Source organism: Paracidovorax valerianellae (genome assembly GCF_900102625.1).
Classification (GTDB): Bacteria; Pseudomonadota; Gammaproteobacteria; order Burkholderiales; family Burkholderiaceae_C; genus Paracidovorax; species Paracidovorax valerianellae.
The window spans coordinates 394,215-412,839 of the sequence record NZ_FMZC01000003.1; the positions used below are offsets into that span (position 1 = coordinate 394,215).

The window sequence follows — 18,625 nt, forward strand, 5'->3', positions numbered from 1 at the left end:
AGCCATCCATTCACCAACCCCTTGACGGGAGCCTCGCATGTTCAATCCCACCCTTCTTCGCACCCTGCTCGCCGGCGTTGCCAGCCTTGGCTTCGCCGCCTCGGCGATGGCCGCCGGCCCGCTGCAATTGCAGGTGTACAACCCGGGCACGAAAAGCCTGTTCCCGGTGTCGTCGGAGCTGATCACCGGCGCCCACGACGCCGTGCTGATCGACGCGCAGTTCCAGCGCGACGATGCCGAGGCCCTCGTCGAGAAGATCCGCGCCAGCGGCAAGAAGCTGACCACCGTGTACATCAGCCACAAGGACCCCGACTTCTACTTCGGCCTCGATGTCATCCAGGCGGCCTTCCCCGACGCGAAGATCGTCGCCACGCCGCAGACGGTGGCTGGCATCAAGGCGTCCAAGGACGGCAAGCTCGCCCACTGGGGCCCGATTCTGAAAGGCAACGCACCCAAGGCCCTGGTAGTGCCCGAGCCGATGCAGGGGGACACCATCACGCTGGAAGGCCAGGCCATCAAGGTGCTGGGCCTCGACGGCCCCACGCCCGCACGCACCGTGGTGTGGATTCCCTCGCTGAAGGCCGTGGTGGGCGGCGTGCCCGTGGCAGCCAACATCCACGTCTGGATGGCCGACACGCAGAGCCCCGAGTCGCGCCGCGACTGGATCACCACGCTCGACCGCATCGAAGCGCTGAAACCCGAGGTCGTGGTGCCGGGCCACTTCGTGGTGGACGCCAAGGGCCAGGAGCCTCGCAGCACCGCCTCGCTGGCCTTCACCCGCGACTACGTGAAGGCTTTCGAGACGGAAGCCGCCCAGGCCAAGGACGCCGCCGCACTCGTGGTGGCCATGAAGAAGCGTTACCCCGAACTGGGCGAATCGTCTTCGCTGGACCTGGGCGCCAAGGTCATCAAGGGAGAAATGAAATGGCCGTGACGAGCCCTGCAACGCCCGCTGCGGTGCTGCATTACGTGTTCGACCCGCTGTGCGGCTGGTGCTATGCCGCCGCCCCGCTGGTGGAGGCCGCGCGGCAGGTGCCGGGCCTGGCGATCGTGCTGCACGGGGGCGGCATGATGACCGGCCCCAACCGCCGCCACATCACGCCCCAGTGGCGCGACCACGTGATGCCGCACGACCGCCGCATCGCCGAGCTGAGCGGCCAGCCGTTCGGCGAGCGCTATTTCGACGGCCTGCTGCGCGACACCACGGCGGTGATGGATTCCGCACCGCCAACCACCGCCCTGCTCGCCGCCGAGGCGATGGCCGGGCGCGGGCTGGACATGCTGCACCGCCAGCAGCAGGCGCACTACGTCGAAGGCTTGCGCATCGCGGACACCGGCGTGCTGGAGGCCCTGGCGCAGGACCTCGGGCTCGATGCCGCAGCCTTCGAGGAAGCGTTTGCGCAATGGGAGGGCGCCGCCACCGAAGCGCACATGGCCACCAGCCGCCAATGGCTGGCGCGCGCTGGCGGCCAGGGCTTTCCGACGCTGGCGCTCGCCGTGGGCGCCGGCCCGCTGCAGCGGCTGGACATCGGCCCCTGGCTCGGCCAGCCCGAAGCCTGGCAGGCCGAACTGCAGCGGCGCCTGCCCGTGGGCGCAGTGACTGATGCCGCGCCGGCAGGGGCCGCCCTGGCCTGCGGGCCGGGGCACTGCGCGATCTGAACGGCGCGTGGGCCCGGCTTCACTGCCCGGCCTGCGGTTCAGACCTGCGCGTTCAGGCCGGGAAGACCGGCTCGCCCAGGTTGAGCATCAGCCGGTTGGCCCACGCGAAGATCGCCACGGCATGCACCGTGTCGAGAATCTCCAGGTCGGACAGGCCCGCCACGCGCAGCGGCTGCACCTGGTCTGCACCGAACGCGCCGGGCGCGTGCGTGAGGTCGATGCTGGCCTGCACGATGGCCTGCTCGCGCGCCGTGGTGCCCGCGCCCTGTGGTTCGGTGAACACCTGCACGATCACGTCGTTGCGCTTGGCCAGTTGCTCGAAGCGCTGCGCATGCACCGAGGCGCAATACACGCAGCCGTTCACACGCGAGACGACGGCGCTGGCCAGCTCGCGCTCGGCGCGCGACAGGCCGCCGGGCGCGTACATGATCGCGTTGAAAACGATGGAGCGCTCTTCCAGAATGCGCGGCTGGTGCACCAGCACGCGGTAGTAGTCGCTCGTCTTGGCCTTGGGGTGGCTGGCTTCCAGCACCGCCAGTTGCGCGGGCGAGGCCTGCGCCAGGTCCAGCACCGGCAGCCAGGCCTTCCACTCCAGCGTTTCGCTGGTGTAGCCGTTCACGCGCACGGGCTCGCCGGGCTTGGGCAGGTTGGCCGGGTGCACGAACGGTGCGGCGGCCGGTGCAGTCGCCGGTGCGGACTCGCCGCCCGCTGCCTGTGCCGACCCGGACGCCTGCGGCGCACCGAGCGCTGCCAGTGCCTGCAACCCGGCCACCACGCGCACCTGGTACGCCACGAAGGCGATGAGCTGCGCCAGCGCGACCACGGCCGGCGTGCTCAAGCCCGCGGCGGGCAACTGCAGCAGCGCCGCGCGGTCGCCCTCCACCGGCCGCGCGGCCAGCAGATCGGCAAAGCGCAGTATGGCCTGCAGGCGTGCGTCGTCCGCGTTCGCCGAACCCGACGCCACCGCGTCGCGCTGCGCGGGCGTCAGGTCGGGCAGACCCTGCAGGCGCGCCGTGTAGTGCGCCACCAGGGGCGCGCTGCCGGCCTGGGCAGCGATGGCCAGCGCGGCGAGCAGGCGCTCGGCCAGCGAGAGGCCCTCCAGCGCGGGATCGAACAGGCTGTCGTAGCTGCCCTGCGTGGCGGCCACCACCTTGTCGCGCTGGTGGCGCACGGCATGCACCGGGTCGCCGGCAACCAGCGGCACGAGGGTGTCCACGAGGTCGAGGGAAAGGGAGGAATCGGTCATGGTCAGCTCCGGTGGGGCGGCACGGCGGCCGCCAGGGATCTCAATGATTTAAGGCTCCAGCGCATATTCTTCTAGGGCAGCATGCTTCAAAAACGATAGCACCTGTTGCCAGGAATCTTCATCGGCCCATGCGTTGGGTGCGGGCGTGCCGCCGCCCGTGCTGCGCCGGCCGGAGACCGGATGGGCGTACACGGTCTGCGTGCTCGGCAGGTAGGGAAACAGGATCGAATGCCCGGCGCCGGCGTAGTCGTGGTGCGCCACCGGATGCGGGTGCGCGTGGGCCTTCAGGCGCTCGGCGACCATGCGGCCGTAGAGCGACGACGGCCACGAGCCATCGTCTTCGGCGGTGAGCAGCAGCACCGGGCCGCGGATGCGCTCCACGCGGATTCGGGCGCGCTCCACGGCGTCTTCGTCCTGCAGCGCGGTGAGCAACGCGTTGGCGTGGCGACGCGGCTCGGGGCCGTCGTCCCACGGCGCCCAGGTGGCCGTGCGGTTGTTTTCCCACAGGTGCGGCAGCGGCCGGCCACGAAAGATCCACGCGGGGCCGTTGCGGCTGTCGGGGCCGTTGGCCGGGTCGCACGCGTTCTGCGCGCTGTGCACCACCGCGCCCGGCACGTAGCCGATCACGGCCGAGACCTGTTCGGGAAACAGGCTGCCCAGCAGCAGCACCAGTTCACCGCCGCGCGACTGCCCGCTCAAGGCCACGAAACCGCCGCGCGGGCGCACGGTGCGGTGCAGCCAGGCGAGCGCGGTTTCGAAATATTCGAGGTGCGTGTCCGAGATGTAGTCGGGACGCCCGGGCGACTGGAAATAGCCCAGCGCCAGCGCCGCGTAACCGTGCGAGGCGTACAGCGCGGCGCGCGGCTCGTTGATGCCGCCGCCCGAGCCGTTGAGCACCAGTACCGCAGGGTGCGGGCCGGGGCCCGGCGGCAGAAACAGCGTGCCCGACAGGCCGTCATCGCGCACGTCGCGCCGCACCACGCCGGGGCCGACGAGGTGCTGCACGAAGCGGCCCGAGAGCGGCGCCTCGCCGGTGGCGGCGCGCTCCAGGGCGATGTCGGTGGTCAGCGGCGCCGCCGGGGTGCTGGCGAACAGCGCGCGCGGCGCCTGTCCGCCGTCCGGCACCTGCGACCACACCAGGCCCATGGGCGACACGCCCGCGTAGCTGCCCGACAGCGGCGCATCGCGCGACAGGTCTACCGTGCCTTCGGCATCGGCGCGAAACACCGCCTCGGCGCGCCAGGCCACGGCCGGCCCGCGCAGGGTGTGGCTGCGCAGCGTGACCGCCTCGCCGGGAACGAGCCCGGTGGCGACGATGCGCCGGGGCACGTCGATCAGCGCCTCGGCGGGGGTGATGGAAAGCGCGGCCACGCCTTACTTGCCCACGCGGGTGACTTGCAGGGCGGTGGTGCGATCGCTCAGGATCGGCTCGACCTTCAGGCCCTTCTTGGCCGCCCAGATGTTCTGGTAATGGAACAGCGGGATCTGGCCCACGTCGTCGGTCACCAGCTTGGCGGCGTGGCGGAACACGGCCTCGCGGCGGCGCGCGTCGAACTCCACCGTGGCGGCGTCGAGCGCCTTGTCCACGGCCTCGTTGCTGTAGCGGCCCCAGTTGTTGGCGCCCCGGCCGCGCTTGGCGTCGGTGGTAGCCAGGGTCTGCAGCAGGCCGTAGCCGGCTTCGCCCGTGCCGTTGCCCCAGGCGATCACGCTGACGGCGAAGTCGTTCTTGGTGGCGCGGCTCGCGTACGACGCCCAGGGCAGCACCTCGACCTTGGTCTTCACACCGGCGCGGCTCCAGAACTGGGCCACGGCCTGCACCGTCTCGGGGGCCTGCGGATAGCGGTCGCCGGGCACGTGGATGGTGATCTGAAAGCCCTGCGGAAAGCCCGCTTCGGCCAGCAGCTTCCTGGCCTGCTCCACGCTGTAGGGGATGTCCTTGACCTCGGGGTTGTAGCCGAAGCTGCCCTTGGGCATCCACTGGTTGGCTTCCGTCACGGTGCCCTGCAGCACGCGGTCCACGATGGCCTTGCGGTTGATGGCCAGCGACAGCGCCTGGCGCACGCGCACGTCCAGCAGCGGGTTCTGCGCGAGCGGCTTGCCCGCGTTGTCGGTCACGAACTCGTTCGGGCCGGCCTTGAAGCTGGGCTGCAGCAGCAGCGCACGCAGGCCGGGGTAGGTGTACACGCTCACGCTGGGCGTCTTGCGCAGCTTGTCCACATCGGTCACGGCGACCTTGTCGATCACGTCCACGTCGCCGGCCAGCAGCGCGGCGGTGCGCGCCGCGCCGTTGTTGATGAAGCGGTAGTTCACCTTGTCCCACACCGGCTTCGGGCCGTAGTAGCTCGCGCTGCGCTCGAACACCGTGCGGTCGCCCGGCACGTACGACACGAATTTGTAGGGGCCCGTGCCCACCACCGCGCGGCCGGCGTTGTAGTCCTCGGTCTTGGATTTTTCGCCCACGTGTTTGCTCACGATGTAGATCGAGGCGATCTCCAGCGGCAGCATCGGGTTGGGCGTGTTGGTCTTGACGATGACGGTGTGCGCATCCTTGGCCGTGGTGGATTCGACCGTGCGCAGCGCGCCGGCATACGACGCCACGCTGCCGGGCACGCTGCGCGCGCGCTGGAACGAGAACACGATGTCGTCGGCCGTGAAGGGCGTGCCGTCCTGCCACTTCACGTCGGTGCGCAGCTTGAACTCCCAGGTCTTGTCGTCCAGCGTCTTCCAGCTCGCGGCCAGACCCGGCTCCAGCTTGCCGCCGTCGCGCGAGTTGACCAGCGAGTCCCAGAAATGCAGCGCCAGCGACCGGTCGCCGGCATGGTTGTTGAGTTGTGGATCGACCGACGACACCGGGTCGGCGAAACCGATGGACAGCGTGTTGCCGTTCTGCGCGAACGCGCCGGTGGCACCGGTGCCGGCGAGCAGCGCGGCGGCGGCCAGGGTGGCGAGGCGGAAGGAAGTCATGGCGGGCCTTTCAGGAAGAACGAAGGGGTTGATGCAGGCGATGGGCGGGCAACGAACGGATGGCGAGCAGGTGGGGTCATCCGCCGCCCGCATCGTTCAGGTGGCAGGCGCTTTCGTGCCGCACGGCGATGCCGCGCAATCGCGGCACCTCGGTGGCGCAGCGCGGCATGGCGTGCGGGCACCGGGGGTGGAAATGGCAGCCGGACGGCGGCGCAATCGGGCTGGGAATCTCGCCACGGATGGACGAGAAACGCGTGCGCCGCGCGGCCACGCTCGGAATCTCTGCCAGCAGCGCCTGCGTGTAGGGGTGGTTGGGCCGCGCGAACAGTTCCTCGACCGGCGCACTCTCGACCACGCGCCCCAGGTACATGACCACCACGCGGTCGCACACGTGCTCCACCACGCCCAGGTCGTGGCTGATGAACAGGTAGGTCAGGCCGAGCTGGTCGCGCAGGTCCATGAACAGGTTGAGGATCTGCGCCTGGATCGACACGTCCAGCGCCGCCACGGCCTCATCGCACACCAGCATGCCCGGCTGCACCGCCAGCGCGCGGGCGATGCCGATGCGCTGGCGCTGCCCGCCGCTGAACTGGTGCGGGTAGCGATGGCGCAGCGCGGGGTCGAGCCCGGCGCGCTGCAGTTGCGCGCTCACGTAGTCGTCGAGCCCGGCGGCATCGGTCAGCCCGTGCAGCAGCGCCGCCTCGCCCACGATGCGCGAGACGCGCAGGCGCGGGTTCAGGCTGGCGAAGGGGTCCTGGAACACCATCTGCGTGCGCAGCCGCGCGGTCAGGCGGTCCCGGCCGTTCAATCCTTCGAGCGACCGGCCCTCCACCAGCACCTCGCCTTCGGTGGCCGGCAGCAGGCCGGCGGCGATGCGGCCGAGCGTGGATTTGCCGCAGCCCGACTCGCCCACCAGCCCCACCACCTCGCCGGCATGCACCGACAGGTCCACGCCATCGACCGCGTGCGTCACCACCGGCGCCTTGGACAGGCCCAGGCGCCGCAATGCGCGGCCCACCGGGCCCGGTGGCGGCTGCAGGCCGAAGCGCTTGGCCACGCCGCGCAGCTCGATCAGCGGCGGTGCGGCGTGCGCGGTATCGGCGGGGGTGCCAAGGCCTTGCGGCGAAAGAACGTCGCTCATGCCGCACCCTCCCCTGCGCCCGGATGGAAGCACCGCACCGCATGCGCCGGGGCCTCCGCCCGCGGGTGCGTGATGCCCGGCGGCACACCGCAGGCCGCGCTGGCCCGCGCACAGCGCGGCGCGAAGGCGCAGCCCGGCGGCATGTGCAGCAGCGAGGGCGCCATGCCCGGAATCTGCCGCAGCCGCTCGCCGCGCCGGTTGGCGCTGGGCAGGCTGCCGATGAGGCCCTGCGTGTAGGGGTGCTGCGGGTGGTCGAGCACGTCGTCCACGGTGCCGTGCTCCACGATGCGCCCGGCGTACATCACGGCGATCTCGTCAGCCAGGCCGGCCACCACCGACAGGTCGTGGCTGATCCAGATCAGCGAGGTGCCGCGCTCGCGCACCAGCTTTTGCACCTCCGACAGGATCTGCGCCTGGATGGTCACGTCCAGCGCCGTGGTGGGCTCGTCGGCAATGATGAGGTCGGGCCCGTGCAGCATGGCGATGGCGATGGCCACGCGCTGGCGCATGCCGCCGGACAACTGGTGCGGGTAGGCCCGCAGCCGGTCGTCCGGGCTGGGAATGCCCATCAGCGCCAGCGTGTCGCGCGACAGCGCCCGGGCTTCGGCCGTCGTGGCGGGGCGATGGGCCTTCACGGCTTCGATCATTTGCGTGTCCACGCGCAGCACGGGGTTGAGCGTGGCCATGGGGTCCTGAAAGATCATGGCGATGCGGTTGCCCTGCAGCGCGCGCCGCTCGGCGGCCGGCAGCGTGGTGAGGTCGCGGCCCTGGAACAGCACCTGCCCGCCTTCCACACGGCCGGGCGGATCGACGAGCCCCATGATCGAAAAGCCGGTGACGGATTTGCCCGAGCCCGACTCGCCCACCAGCCCCAGCACCTTGCCGCGCCCCAGCGTGAACGACACGCCGTCCACCACCGGCAGCACGCCGGCGCGGGTGTGAAAGCGCGTGCGCAGGTCGCGCACTTCCAGCGTGGGGGCGCCTTCCGGTGCGGCGGTGGGCACGGCGGTGGACGCTGCCGGCAGCGCGAAAGAAGTCACGGCGCGCGTCATTTCTGCAGCCTCGGGTTGAGCACATCGCGCAGCTGGTCGCCCACGAGGTTGATCGCGACGATGGTGAACAGCAGCGCCAGGCCGGGAAAGAAGCTGATCCAGTATTCGTTGGACAGCAGGTACTGGTAGCCGTTGGAGATCAGCAGGCCCAGCGACGGCTCGGTGATCGGCACGCCCAGGCCCAGGAACGACAGCGTGGCCTCCAGCGTGATGGCGCGCGCCACCTGCAGCGCGCCGATCACCAGGAGCGGCGGCAGGCAGTTGGGCAGGATGTGCCCGGTCACGATGCGCCAGCCCGGAATGCCCTGGCCGCGCGCGGCCTCCACGTATTCGCGGCGCGCCTCCACCAGCGCCTGGCCACGCGCTGTGCGGGCGTAGTACGCCCATTCGAGCAGCACCAGCGTGAGCACCACGTTGCCCACGCCCTTGCCCACGTAGGCCAGGATCATCAGCGCCATGAGGATGGTCGGGAACGACAGCAACAGGTCCACCACGCGCATCAGCAGCGCATCGACCTTGCCGCCCGCGTAAGCCGCAAGCAGCCCCACCAGCGTACCGATCACCGCGGCGACCACGGCGGAGCCCACGCCCACCAGCAGGCTGATGCGCAGGCCGTAAACGATGGCCGAGTACAGGTCGCGCCCCTGCCCGTCCGTGCCCAGCCAGTAGGTGAAGGTGCCTTCGCCGTTGGTGGCGCCGGGCTTCAGGCGCGCATCCAGCACGTCCAGTTGCATGAGGTCGTAGGGGTTCTGCGGCGTGATCCAGGGCGCGGCCAGCGCGGCGATCACCACCAGCGCCAGCACGGCCAGCGCCGCTGCGGCGGTGCGCGAGCGCAGGAAGTCCGCCGCCACGCGGTACCAGATCGAACGGTCGTCGAAGCCACGCGCCGCTGGGGCGGTGGACGAAGCGGTCACAGGCTGCGTCATGCGGCGCCCTCCACCCGGGCGCGCGGGTCCAGAAGGCGGTAGAGCACGTCCACCACCAGATTGAGCGTGACGAAGATCACCACCACCACCATCAGGTACGCCACGACCACGGGGCGGTCCAGGCTGTTGATGCTGTCCAGGATGAGCTTGCCCGCACCGGGCCACGCGAAGATGCTTTCGGTCACCACCGCATAGGCGATGGTCGAGCCCAGCTCCAGGCCCAGCACCGTGACGAGCGGAATGAGCGTGTTGCGCAGCACGTGCATGCCCATCACCCGCGCGGGCGACAGGCCCTTGGCACGCGCGAACTTCACGAAGTCCTGCGGCAGCACTTCGCGCACGCCGGCCCGAGTGAGCCGCAGCACCAGCGAGATCTTGAACAGCGCCAGGTTGAAGGCCGGCAGCGCCAGGTGCTGCAGGCCATCGAGCGTGAGGAACGACCACGGCACGCCGAACACCTCCCGCGTGGCGCCGCGGCCGCTGGCGGGCATCCACCCCAGCTGCACGCTGAACACCATGATGAGCATCAGCGCAACCCAGAACGCCGGCAGCGAAAAGCCCGCGATGCTGACTGCCATGAGCGCCTTGGACACCGGGCTGTCCGGCCGCATGCCGGCATAAAGCCCCAGCGGCACGCCCAGCACCACCGCCAGCACCAGCGAGGCCATGGCCAGTTCCAGCGTGGCGGGCAGGCGCTGCAGGATCAGGCGCACGGCGTCTTCCTGGTAGACGAAGCTCTTGCCCAGGCTGCCGTGCAGCGCGCCATCGACGAACGCCAGGTACTGGCGCCACAGCGGCTGGTCGAGCCCCAGGCGTGCGATGGCGGCCAGGCGCTCCTGCTGGTTCATGTCGTCGCCGATCAGGATGTCCACCGGGTTGCCGATGGCGTGCAGGCCCACGAAGACGATCACCGTCATGGCCAGCACCACCAGCAGCGCCTGTCCGAGCCGGCGCAGCAGCCAGCCAGTCATGGCCGCGGGGCCGCGGGCGGCCGCGAGCGATTCAAGCCAAAAAGGCCTCCAGCGCAATAACCACTAGGGTGTATAGCTATTAATTTGATAGCAATCATCGCGTGGCCTCCTGAGTGCTTTCGGGGGAAGCGGTGGCGGCAGGCGCTGCGCCCTCCGATGTGTAGGCCGGAAACTCCGCGGGCGTCCACTCGTCGCCGTCCAGTTCGGGCTCTTCGTAGCGCTGCATGGCGGCGTAGTGCAGCGCGGCGTCGTCGGCCAGCAGCCGTGCGGCCAGGCCCCGGGCCAGGCGCTGCGCGCCGTCGCTGATCTGCGGAATATCGCCCGCGCCTGCACCCTGCGACAGCGCGCCGCCGTAGTTGAAGCAGTGCACGCGGTCCAGGGCCGGGCAGGTGCCGGGCACCTTTTCCTGGAACTCGAACAGCGGCCCCAGGTCGGGCGAGGCGGACAGCTCGGCATCGTCCTCGCCAGCGGGGGGCACGAAGCGGTCCTGCCACAGGCGCACGGCCGGCGCGAACGCGGCGAACTCGGGGCGCAGCGCCCAGTCGGTGCGAAAGCCGGTGCAGAAGATCACGAAGTCGGCGGCCAGCGGTCCCTTGGCGGTCTCCAGCCGCAGCGCGCCGTCGGCCCGCACGGAAGCGCTGCGCACGCCCGCGCCCAGGTGGAAATGCGCATTGGCGTGGCGCGACACGCGCAGCGTGCTGCCGTGCGGCGGCGGCACCTGCTGCACGTTGAGGTAATGGCGAAAGCGCCACTTCCATTCGTCCGGCAGCGACCAAAAGCCGTGCGCCATGCCGGGGTTGCCGGCGCCCTTGCCCTTGTTCACGCGGGGCAGTTCGGCGCGGCGCACCAGCAGGTCCACGCGCGCGGCGCCGGCCTCCAGCGCGGTCGCGGCCGAGTCCATGGCCGAAGCGCCACCGCCCACCACCGCCACGCGCAGGCCGCGCAGCGCGGCGCCGTCCCAGGCATCCGCCGAATGCGCCCAGCGGCCGCGCGGCAGTGCCCGCGCCCACTCGGGCACCCAGGGGCCGCCCAGGCCGTCGCGGCCGGTGGCCAGCACGGCATGGCGCGCCAGCACGTGGTACGGCGCGCCGCCCTGCGCGTCATTGGCCAGATCGATCCGCACCAGCCCATCGGCGCGCGGATGCACGGCCAGCACGCGCTGGCGGTTGCGCACGTCCAGGCCCAGCACGCGGCGATACCAGCGCAGGTATTCCATCCACTGCAGACGCGGAATCTTGTCCAGCGCCGCCCAGGCGGGCAGGCCGAACTGCGATTCGAACCAGGCCCGGAAGGTGAGCGCGGGCAGGCCCAGCGCCGGCCCCGTCAGCTCCTTGGGCGAGCGCAGCGTTTCCATGCGCGCCGTGGTCGCCCAGGGGCCTTCGAATCCCTCGGGCGCCCGGTCGAACAGCGGTGCCTGCACGCCCATGTGCGCGAGCGATGCGCCCAGCGCCAGCCCGGCCATGCCGCCGCCGACGATGGCCACGTCCAGCACGGGCTCGCCTGCTTCGGTGGTGCGCGGCGGCACCCAGCGCCGCGCGGGCAGGCCCAGCCACTGCAGGTCCTGGCGCAGGCGTGCCTCCAGGGCGGCGAGCCCGGCGGGTGCGGGTGCGGGTGCGGGTGCGGGCGCCGGGATGGGGGTGGGGATGGAGTCGGCGGGGGCAGTCGTCATTCGGAAACCTCGGAAGCAGTGGGGCCGGCATCGCCGCCGTAGAGCGCCTGCAGCAGCGCAGCGTGGGCTTGCGGCGCGTGCTGGACGAAGCCCGGCAGCGGCCGGGCGGCCAGCAGCAGCGCGTCCGCCACGGCCTGCACCTGCGGCGTGACGGGCTGCGCCTGGGGCGTGATGACCCCGAAGAAAAAAGGAATGTCCGTGTCCAGCGGCCGCACGACCACGCCGTCGCACGGCAGGCCCAGGGCAGTCAGCGGCTCCAGCACGGCCACGCCCAGCCCCGCGCGCACGGCGGCCTGGGCATTGACGGAAGAATTGGTCTCGATCGCATCGCGCCGCACCACCCCGGGCCGGCCCGCCTGGGCCAGGGCGCGGTCGATGCGCCCGCGCAGGCGAAAGGGGTTGCTCAGGCTGATGAGGCGGCGCTCGGCCAGGGCCGCGAGCGGCACCACGGCCTCGGCGGCGAGCGGGTCGTCCTCCGGCAGCACGGCCATGCAGGCGGTCTGGACGATCCAGTGCACCTGCAGCCCACGGTGTTCCAGCGGCAGGCTGGTGGCGCCCAGTTGCACCGCGCCGGTGAGCACGGCATGCACCACCTCTTCGGGCGAAGTGCTGCGCAACTGGATGGCGGCGCTGCCGGTGTGCGGCTCGGCCAGCCGCAGCGCCTGGGGCAGCAGGCCCACGGCCAGCGCCGAAGTGGCGGCCAGGCGCAGCGGGCGGGCCTCGCCCCGTGCGATTTCAGCGGCGCGGTCGCGGATCTGGCGCAGGCCGCCGAGCGCACGCTCCACATCCTCGTACAGCAAAAAGCCCTGCTCGGTGGGGGTGACGCGCGGGCCGCCGCGAATGAAGAGGGCGTAGCCGATCTCGGCCTCCAGCTCTTGCAGCGAGCGGCTGACGGAGGGCTGGGAGCGGTCCAGCAACCGCGCGGCCGCTGTCACGCTGCCGGTGGACATCACGGCGGCGAAGGCTTCGAGTTGGCGCAGTTCCATGGGGTTGATTGCATGCGTTTTATGAAATCATGAACCCCTTGCATGCGAAATACAAATACTTTGACCGCATATGCAAATGCCGAAGGGGCGCAAGCAGGGGCTTGACGCTCGCCTTCGGCACGCCGGCCGGGGTGCCCGGCCAGAAATCGTCGGGTGGCCTATTTCAGGATTTCAGGGCTTCGCTGACCGAGGCCGAGAACGGCGTCGTCGGCCGGCCGATCAATGCGCTCAGTTGGCGCGCACAGTCGAACAGCGCGCCCTTGGCCGCGCCGGCGTCGCTGTCGGCCAGCATCTCGGCGACCGGCGCGGGCAATCCCACCTGGACCAGCAGATCGCGGTAGGCGGCTTCGGGCATGTCCTGGTAGACCAGCGGCTTGCCGGCCTGGCGCGCCACCTCCTGCGCCAGTTCGGCCCGGGTGTAGGCGCCGTCGCCCGCGAGTTCATAGACCTTGCCGGCCGGGCTGTCCTTGGCGGCCATCACGGCGGCGGCTGCGGCGGCGTAGTCTTCCCGTGACGCGGAGGCGAACCGGCCCTCGCCCGAAGCGCCCACCAGCACGCCGCGGCCCAGCGCGTCGGCGATGCCCATCAGATTGTTTTCGGTGTACCAGCCGTTGCGCAGCAGCACGAAGGGCACGCCCGAGTCCTTGAGCAACGCCTCGGTCGCTACATGCTCTTTCGCCAGGCCCAGCGGGGACACATCGGCGTGCAGCAAGCTGGTGTAGGCGATCAACTGCACGTTCGCCTTCGCCGCCGCACGGATCACGTTGCCGTGCTGCGCGACGCGGCTGCCGACCTCGCTGGATGAAATCAACAGCACCCGGTCGATGCCCTGCAAGGCAGCATCCCACGAGGCCGCGTCGGTGTAGTCCGCCTGGCGCAGTTCGACACCGTCTGGCAATACGCCTTTGCTTTTCTCGACATTGCGCACCGAGGCCACGATCTGCGAAGCCGGCACCTGCGTGAGCAATTGCTGAATGACGAGGCGGCCGAGCTGGCCGCTGGCGCCGGTAACGAGCAGGCGGGGGGAAGAAGTGGACATGCGAGAACCTCAGAAGGTATGGATTAGAGAGGAGGTCTATATTAGGAACCGCCCAAACTTCCACAAGAAGGCAGTTTTTCATGCCCTGGTTACCTGAAGCTCACCACCCGGCCCTGGCTCCCGTGGCCAAAGTGGCACCCGAAGCCCTCGAAGTCCTGACCGCCACCCAGGCCTGGATGCGCGACCGGCCAGAGGGCCTGGACCTCTCCAAATGCCCGGTGCGCGACGTGCTGGACCACATCGGCGACAAATGGACCACGTTGATTTTGCTCACGCTCGCCCCCGGCCCATTGCGCTTCGGCGCCCTGCAGCGCGCCGTGCCCGACATCTCTAAGCGCATGCTGGCCCAGACCCTGCGGTCGTTGGAGCGCGACGGCCTGCTGACCCGGCACGTCTTTCCTACCAAGCCGCCCAGCGTGGAGTACCGGCTGTCGGTCCTGGGCCGATCGGTGATGGTGCCGCTGTCGCAGTTGCTGCAATGGGCAGAACAACACCACGGGAGCATCCGCACCGCGCGGGAACGGTACGACGAAGAGGCGTTGGCGACACAGGCGCCGGCCTTGGCGGAAGTGCCTGCGATGTAAGTGCCGGGAGGCCCCAGCCATCGGCTTGGGGCGTAGTGCGGCCAGAAAGTGTGGCCGGAAATGCAAAAGGGGCTGCGTTTTCACGCAGCCCCTTTTTCTGTTTGGTGGCGCTTCACGGATTCGAACCGCGGACCTGTGGATTATGATTCCATCGCTCTAACCGACTGAGCTAAAGCGCCTAAGCCTTCGATTATATCGCGACTTTTTTCGCTTTCAACCCTTTTCTTAGCTTCCCTGCTGCCGCGGACGGCGCTTCGACGGGCCTGCACGTAAAATCGCGCCCCCAGCCCCTGGATGTAAACCATGAACCGCTGCCCCACTGCTCCGTTGTCTTTTCTCTTCGCGCCCTTGCTGGCCGGCGCCCTGCTCACCGGCGCGGTCCTGCCCGCTGCGGCCCAGGTGGTCGCGCCCCTGGGTGGATTGCGCACCTTTCCCGAAAATGCCCTGCGCGGCACGCTCGCCATCAAGAGCACCGTCGATGCTGAGCTGGATGGCAAGGCCATCCGCATGGCGCCCGGAATGCGCCTGCTCAGCCCGCAGAACACGCTCGTCATGGCGCATTCGGTGATCGGGCAGAAGTACACGGTGAACTATGTGGTCGAGGCCAGCACCGGCATGCTGCTGACGGCCTGGATCCTGAGCAAGGAAGAGGCCGCCCTGCCGCGCAAGGGCGCCAATTCGACGGGCCGCAATTTCATCTTCGAGTCCGAGATCCCCAAGCGATAGGCCCGGCACCTCCAACGCTGCGGCTGCTGAACGCGCCATCCCTTTTTCCCCCAAGCCGCACGACCGGCTCCGCGCGCTATCGGCCCATTGCCTTGGTGGCCGCGGGCAGCGCTACCGACACCAGAGATTCCCCATGAGCAAAAAAGTCTTCATCAAAACCTTCGGCTGCCAGATGAACGAGTACGACTCGGACAAGATGGCCGACGTGCTGCATGCCGCCCAGGGCTACGAGCCCACGCTGGACGTGGAACAGGCCGACCTGATCCTCTTCAACACCTGCTCGGTGCGTGAGAAGGCACAGGAAAAGGTTTTCAGCGATCTGGGACGCATCAAGCATTTGAAGGCGCGGGGCGTGAAGATCGGCGTGGGCGGCTGCGTGGCCAGCCAGGAAGGTGCCGAGATCATCAAGCGCGCACCGTATGTGGACGTGGTGTTCGGCCCGCAGACGCTGCACCGCCTGCCCGAACTGCTGGCCCAGCGCGAAAGCCAGCGCCGCCCGCAGGTGGATATCAGCTTTCCAGAGATCGAAAAGTTCGACCACCTGCCGCCCGCCCGCGTGGAGGGCGCCAGCGCCTTCGTCTCGATCATGGAGGGCTGCAGCAAGTACTGCAGCTACTGCGTGGTGCCCTACACGCGCGGCGAAGAGGTGAGCCGTCCGTTCGAGGACGTGCTGGTCGAGGTCGCCGGCCTGGCCTACCAGGGCGTGAAGGAAATCACGCTGCTGGGCCAGAACGTGAACGCCTATCTGGGCAAGATGGGCGACACGGCGGAGATCGCCGACTTCGCGCTGCTGCTGGAATATGTGGCCGACATTCCCGGCATCGAGCGCATCCGCTACACCACGAGCCACCCCAACGAATTCACGCCGCGGCTGATCGAGGCCTATGCCCGCATCCCCAAGCTGGCCAGCCACCTGCACCTGCCCGTGCAGCATGGCTCGGACCGCATCCTGATGGCCATGAAGCGCGGCTACACCGCCATGGAATACAAGAGCACGGTGCGCAAGCTGCGCGCGATCCGGCCTGACCTGGCAATGAGCAGCGACTTCATCGTGGGATTCCCCGGCGAGACCGAGGAGGATTTCCGCAAGATGATGAAGCTGATCGACGACGTGCATTTCGACAACAGCTTCAGCTTCATCTTCAGCCCTCGTCCGGGCACTCCCGCCGCCAGCCTGCACGACGACACGCCCCATGAGGTGAAGCTCAAGCGCCTGCAAGAGTTACAAGCCGTCATCAACGGCAACATCAAGTCCATCAGCGAAAGCCGTGTGGGCACCGTGCAGCGCATCCTTGTCGAAGGCGCTTCCAAGCGCGACGCCAACGAATTGATGGGCCGCACCGAATGCAACCGGGTCGTCAACTTCGTCGGCCAGCCCCGGCTGGTGGGGCAGATGGTGGACGTGACCATCACCGAAGCCAAGGCCTACACCCTGCGCGGCGAGGTGGTGGTGCGCGAGCCTGCGCTGGCGCACTGAGGGCCGCATGGGCATGGGATTCGCGATGCGCTTCTTGCGCCGGCAGCAAGGGGTTGCGGCCCTGGGTGGCCTCTCGTTCCAGCAGATGCTGTTGCTGGCCTTTTTGCTGATCGCCGGGCTGCTGGGCGCCAGTTCGCTGCGGGCGATCTTCACGCTGGAACAGCTCATGGGCCAAAGCCGCAACGGCGCGGCCGAGGCGATCCAGCTCACCGCGGCGGCGCAGAGCCTGAACGGGCGCAGCCAGACGCTGGAGCGCGCGGCGCGCCAATCGCTGGTGCTGGCCGACAAATCGCTGCGCCGGCGGTTCGACGAAGTGTCCGCCGAGGCCCGCGACATCCTGCAGCGGCTGGAAACCAAGGGCCTGCCGTCGGACCTGCCCAACCTGTGGCGCAAGCACCTGGGCGAAGTCACTTCCCTGCTGGACGGGCCTGCGGCGCTGTCGCTGGAGAACGAGCGGGTCGTGGCAGCGCTGTTCCTCGAACTCGATGCGCTGAACGGCACCATCGCGCAGACGGTGCAGGACATGAACGCGCAGCGCAGCACGGCCTTGCTGGAAAAGATCGAGGCCAGCCGGCGCGAAGTGACGCATCAGGTGGTGGGCGTGATCGTGCTGGCCCTGGCCCTGGCCCTGGCCTTCGGCATCTGGCTGGCCCGGCCGTTCAAGCGCATGGAGCACGCCATCCGCCTGCTGGGTGAAAACGACCTGTCGCAGGCGGTGGACCTCTCCGGCCCGGTGGACATACGCCGGGTGGGGCAGCAACTGGAATGGCTGCGCATGCGGCTTCTGGAGCTGGATGCCGACAAGGCGCGCTTTCTGCGGCACGTCTCCCACGAATTGAAAACGCCACTGGCCTCGATGCGCGAAGGCGTAGCGCTGCTTCAGGACGGCGTCACCGGCGAACTGACCGACGGGCAGCGCGAGGTGGTGGACATCCTGCACCAGAACACGCTGGTGCTGCAGGGCGAGATCGAGGCGCTGCTGCGCTTCAACGCGGCGGCGTTCGAGGCACGCCAGCTGCGCCGCGCAGAGACCGATCTGCTGGCGCTCATCGAAAGCCAGGTGGAGGCGCAGCGCCTGCACTGGCAGGCCAAGAAGCTCGACGTGGTGGTCGAAGGCGGTCCGGTGTCGCTGCAGATCGACGCGGAAAAGATCGCCTCGGCGGCCAGCAATCTGCTGTCGAACGCCATCCGGTTCTCGCCGCGCGGTGGAACGATTCGGATCACCTTGTCACGTTTTGCCGACCGGATTCGGGTCGATTTCGCGGACGACGGCCCGGGAGTGCATGAGAATGACCGCTCTCGCATCTTCGAACCGTTTTACCGGGGTGTGCGCCAACCCGAAGACGCCGCGCGCGGCACGGGCATCGGCCTGTCCATCGTCCAGGAATACGTGAGCGCCCACGGCGGCCACGTCACGCTCGTGGAGGACGGCGAACGCACCCCCTTCCGCATTGAACTGCCCCATGTCTCCTGAATCCCCGTCGCTTACTGTCCCCCGCGCGGCCTGCGGTGCACGCCGCGCCGGACCGGCCGGCCTGCTGCTGGCGGTGGCCCTGCTGAGCGCGGGCTGCGCCAATGAGCCGCCCGTGGTGGCTCCGCCGCCTCCACCCGTGGAAGCGCCGGCACCGGCTGCGCCGCCGCCGAAGGAAGAGCCGGACGAGCCGCCACCGCCGGTGACGGAAGCCCCGGCCAAGGACAACGGCAGCCCGCGTGCGTCCATTCCGCGGCAGATGCTGCAGTACGCCGACAAGGCACGCAGCATGGGCACGGCCGAGCTTGCCGCCGAGATCACGCAGCTGTCCAACACGCAGCAGCCGTCGCCCGAGAAAACGCTGCAACTGGCCATCGTGCTGATGCACACGCGCCAGGCACCCGATACCGCCCGTGCGCTCGGGCTGGTGCAGCGCGTCATGGCCGACAACACGGCCCCCGCGCCCACGTTGCATCCCCTGGCCCGGCTGCTGGAAGGCCGGCTGCTGCAGCAGCGCCGGCTGGAAGACCAGCTGGACCGCCAGAACCAGCAATTGCGCGATGCCCAGCGGCGGATCGACCAGTTGAACGACCGGCTGGAGGCCATGCGGGCCATCGAACGCAGCCTGAATGCGCGGCCCGGGGGCGTCAACGACCCGGCCAAGGGCGCGCAACCCCCTCCCGCCGCAGAACCCCAACGCTGACCGCCAACCGA

General features: G+C 69.5%; 16 protein-coding genes, 1 tRNA gene and 1 pseudogene. 7 read left to right on the plus strand and 11 right to left on the minus strand.

Annotated features, from left to right (window positions below; all coding sequences use genetic code 11):
- Nucleotides 1-37: 37 nt before the first annotated feature.
- Both BLT03_RS07110 and BLT03_RS07115 read left to right on the plus strand, forming a co-directional pair.
- A pseudogene (locus BLT03_RS07110) lies at nt 38-931 on the plus strand (MBL fold metallo-hydrolase); the annotation flags it as partial.
- Nucleotides 925-1,659: a DsbA family protein gene (locus BLT03_RS07115; RefSeq protein ID WP_175537688.1), complete on the plus strand. Its 735-nt coding sequence runs from the start codon at nt 925-927 to the stop codon at nt 1,657-1,659. The pseudogene BLT03_RS07110 and the gene BLT03_RS07115, both read left to right, overlap by 7 nt.
- 52 nt (nt 1,660-1,711) lie before the next feature.
- Here the strand turns inward: BLT03_RS07115 and BLT03_RS24790 are convergent, their stop codons facing one another.
- The 10 genes from BLT03_RS24790 to BLT03_RS07160 all read right to left on the minus strand — a co-directional run bounded on the left by BLT03_RS24790 (nt 1,712) and on the right by BLT03_RS07160 (nt 13,653).
- Complete coding sequence (locus BLT03_RS24790; protein WP_245711271.1) at nt 1,712-2,905, minus strand: CMD domain-containing protein; 1,194 nt, start codon at nt 2,903-2,905, stop codon at nt 1,712-1,714.
- A 48-nt stretch (nt 2,906-2,953) separates the two neighbouring features.
- On the minus strand, nt 2,954-4,276 hold the full coding sequence (locus BLT03_RS24795; protein ID WP_245711272.1) for an acyl-CoA thioesterase/bile acid-CoA:amino acid N-acyltransferase family protein: 1,323 nt from the start codon (nt 4,274-4,276) through the stop codon (nt 2,954-2,956).
- Between the two features lie 3 nt (nt 4,277-4,279).
- A complete protein-coding gene (locus BLT03_RS07125) occupies nt 4,280-5,869 on the minus strand; it encodes an ABC transporter substrate-binding protein (protein WP_092741713.1) in 1,590 nt (529 codons plus the stop codon).
- 76 nt (nt 5,870-5,945) lie between these two features.
- Nucleotides 5,946-7,010 carry an ABC transporter ATP-binding protein gene (locus BLT03_RS07130; RefSeq protein WP_092741714.1) on the minus strand — a complete coding sequence of 355 codons (1,065 nt, stop codon included), beginning with the start codon at nt 7,008-7,010 and terminating at the stop codon, nt 5,946-5,948.
- Entirely contained in the window at nt 7,007-8,014 is a 1,008-nt protein-coding gene (locus BLT03_RS07135; RefSeq protein ID WP_245711282.1) for an ABC transporter ATP-binding protein, read from the minus strand. Before BLT03_RS07135 ends, BLT03_RS07130 begins: the two co-directional genes overlap by 4 nt.
- A 44-nt stretch (nt 8,015-8,058) precedes the next feature.
- Entirely contained in the window at nt 8,059-8,988 is a 930-nt protein-coding gene (locus BLT03_RS07140; protein WP_092741718.1) for an ABC transporter permease, read from the minus strand.
- On the minus strand, nt 8,985-9,959 hold the full coding sequence (locus tag BLT03_RS07145; protein ID WP_092741720.1) for an ABC transporter permease: 975 nt from the start codon (nt 9,957-9,959) through the stop codon (nt 8,985-8,987). Before BLT03_RS07145 ends, BLT03_RS07140 begins: the two co-directional genes overlap by 4 nt.
- Before the next feature lie 94 nt (nt 9,960-10,053).
- Nucleotides 10,054-11,628, minus strand: coding sequence for a flavin-containing monooxygenase (locus BLT03_RS07150; protein ID WP_092741722.1), 1,575 nt, complete (start codon nt 11,626-11,628; stop codon nt 10,054-10,056).
- Nucleotides 11,625-12,614, minus strand: coding sequence for a LysR substrate-binding domain-containing protein (locus BLT03_RS07155; RefSeq protein WP_092741724.1), 990 nt, complete (start codon nt 12,612-12,614; stop codon nt 11,625-11,627). The genes BLT03_RS07150 and BLT03_RS07155 overlap by 4 nt, the downstream gene beginning before the upstream one ends.
- Before the next feature lie 163 nt (nt 12,615-12,777).
- On the minus strand, nt 12,778-13,653 hold the full coding sequence (locus tag BLT03_RS07160; RefSeq protein ID WP_092741726.1) for an SDR family oxidoreductase: 876 nt from the start codon (nt 13,651-13,653) through the stop codon (nt 12,778-12,780).
- A gap of 80 nt (nt 13,654-13,733) precedes the next feature.
- Here BLT03_RS07160 and BLT03_RS07165 point away from each other — a divergent pair, with 80 nt between their 5' ends.
- Complete coding sequence (locus BLT03_RS07165; RefSeq protein WP_139160344.1) at nt 13,734-14,237, plus strand: winged helix-turn-helix transcriptional regulator; 504 nt, start codon at nt 13,734-13,736, stop codon at nt 14,235-14,237.
- A gap of 102 nt (nt 14,238-14,339) precedes the next feature.
- Here BLT03_RS07165 and BLT03_RS07170 read toward each other — a convergent pair.
- Nucleotides 14,340-14,416 (minus strand) — tRNA-Met (locus BLT03_RS07170).
- 124 nt (nt 14,417-14,540) lie between these two features.
- Here BLT03_RS07170 and BLT03_RS07175 point away from each other — a divergent pair.
- From BLT03_RS07175 to BLT03_RS07190, 4 genes are all read left to right on the plus strand, one after another.
- Nucleotides 14,541-14,963, plus strand: a complete 423-nt coding sequence (locus BLT03_RS07175) for a hypothetical protein (RefSeq protein WP_092741728.1) — start codon at nt 14,541-14,543, stop codon at nt 14,961-14,963.
- Nucleotides 14,964-15,096: 133 nt separating this feature from the next.
- Nucleotides 15,097-16,440 carry a tRNA (N6-isopentenyl adenosine(37)-C2)-methylthiotransferase MiaB gene (gene miaB, locus BLT03_RS07180; RefSeq protein ID WP_092741730.1) on the plus strand — a complete coding sequence of 448 codons (1,344 nt, stop codon included), beginning with the start codon at nt 15,097-15,099 and terminating at the stop codon, nt 16,438-16,440.
- 13 nt (nt 16,441-16,453) lie between these two features.
- A complete protein-coding gene (locus BLT03_RS07185; protein ID WP_092742033.1) occupies nt 16,454-17,914 on the plus strand; it encodes an ATP-binding protein in 1,461 nt (486 codons plus the stop codon).
- Nucleotides 17,904-18,614 carry a hypothetical protein gene (locus tag BLT03_RS07190; protein ID WP_092741732.1) on the plus strand — a complete coding sequence of 237 codons (711 nt, stop codon included), beginning with the start codon at nt 17,904-17,906 and terminating at the stop codon, nt 18,612-18,614. The genes BLT03_RS07185 and BLT03_RS07190 overlap by 11 nt, the downstream gene beginning before the upstream one ends.
- Nucleotides 18,615-18,625: the final 11 nt, after the last annotated feature.

Excerpts from the sequence above, each read along its gene's own strand:
- BLT03_RS07165 (WP_139160344.1), top strand. The coding sequence starts at position 13,734 with ATGCCCTGGTTACCTGAAGCTCACCACCCGGCCCTGGCTCCCGTGGCC.
- BLT03_RS07190 (WP_092741732.1), top strand. The coding sequence starts at position 17,904 with ATGTCTCCTGAATCCCCGTCGCTTACTGTCCCCCGCGCGGCCTGCGGT.
- BLT03_RS07145 (WP_092741720.1), bottom strand. The coding sequence starts at position 9,959 with ATGACTGGCTGGCTGCTGCGCCGGCTCGGACAGGCGCTGCTGGTGGTG.
- BLT03_RS07140 (WP_092741718.1), bottom strand. The coding sequence starts at position 8,988 with ATGACGCAGCCTGTGACCGCTTCGTCCACCGCCCCAGCGGCGCGTGGC.
- BLT03_RS07130 (WP_092741714.1), bottom strand. The coding sequence starts at position 7,010 with ATGAGCGACGTTCTTTCGCCGCAAGGCCTTGGCACCCCCGCCGATACC.
- miaB (WP_092741730.1), top strand. The coding sequence starts at position 15,097 with ATGAGCAAAAAAGTCTTCATCAAAACCTTCGGCTGCCAGATGAACGAG.
- BLT03_RS07115 (WP_175537688.1), top strand. The coding sequence starts at position 925 with ATGGCCGTGACGAGCCCTGCAACGCCCGCTGCGGTGCTGCATTACGTG.
- BLT03_RS07125 (WP_092741713.1), bottom strand. The coding sequence starts at position 5,869 with ATGACTTCCTTCCGCCTCGCCACCCTGGCCGCCGCCGCGCTGCTCGCC.
- BLT03_RS24790 (WP_245711271.1), bottom strand. The coding sequence starts at position 2,905 with ATGACCGATTCCTCCCTTTCCCTCGACCTCGTGGACACCCTCGTGCCG.
- BLT03_RS07155 (WP_092741724.1), bottom strand. The coding sequence starts at position 12,614 with ATGGAACTGCGCCAACTCGAAGCCTTCGCCGCCGTGATGTCCACCGGC.
- BLT03_RS07175 (WP_092741728.1), top strand. The coding sequence starts at position 14,541 with ATGAACCGCTGCCCCACTGCTCCGTTGTCTTTTCTCTTCGCGCCCTTG.
- BLT03_RS07150 (WP_092741722.1), bottom strand. The coding sequence starts at position 11,628 with ATGACGACTGCCCCCGCCGACTCCATCCCCACCCCCATCCCGGCGCCC.
- BLT03_RS07185 (WP_092742033.1), top strand. The coding sequence starts at position 16,454 with ATGGGATTCGCGATGCGCTTCTTGCGCCGGCAGCAAGGGGTTGCGGCC.
- BLT03_RS07160 (WP_092741726.1), bottom strand. The coding sequence starts at position 13,653 with ATGTCCACTTCTTCCCCCCGCCTGCTCGTTACCGGCGCCAGCGGCCAG.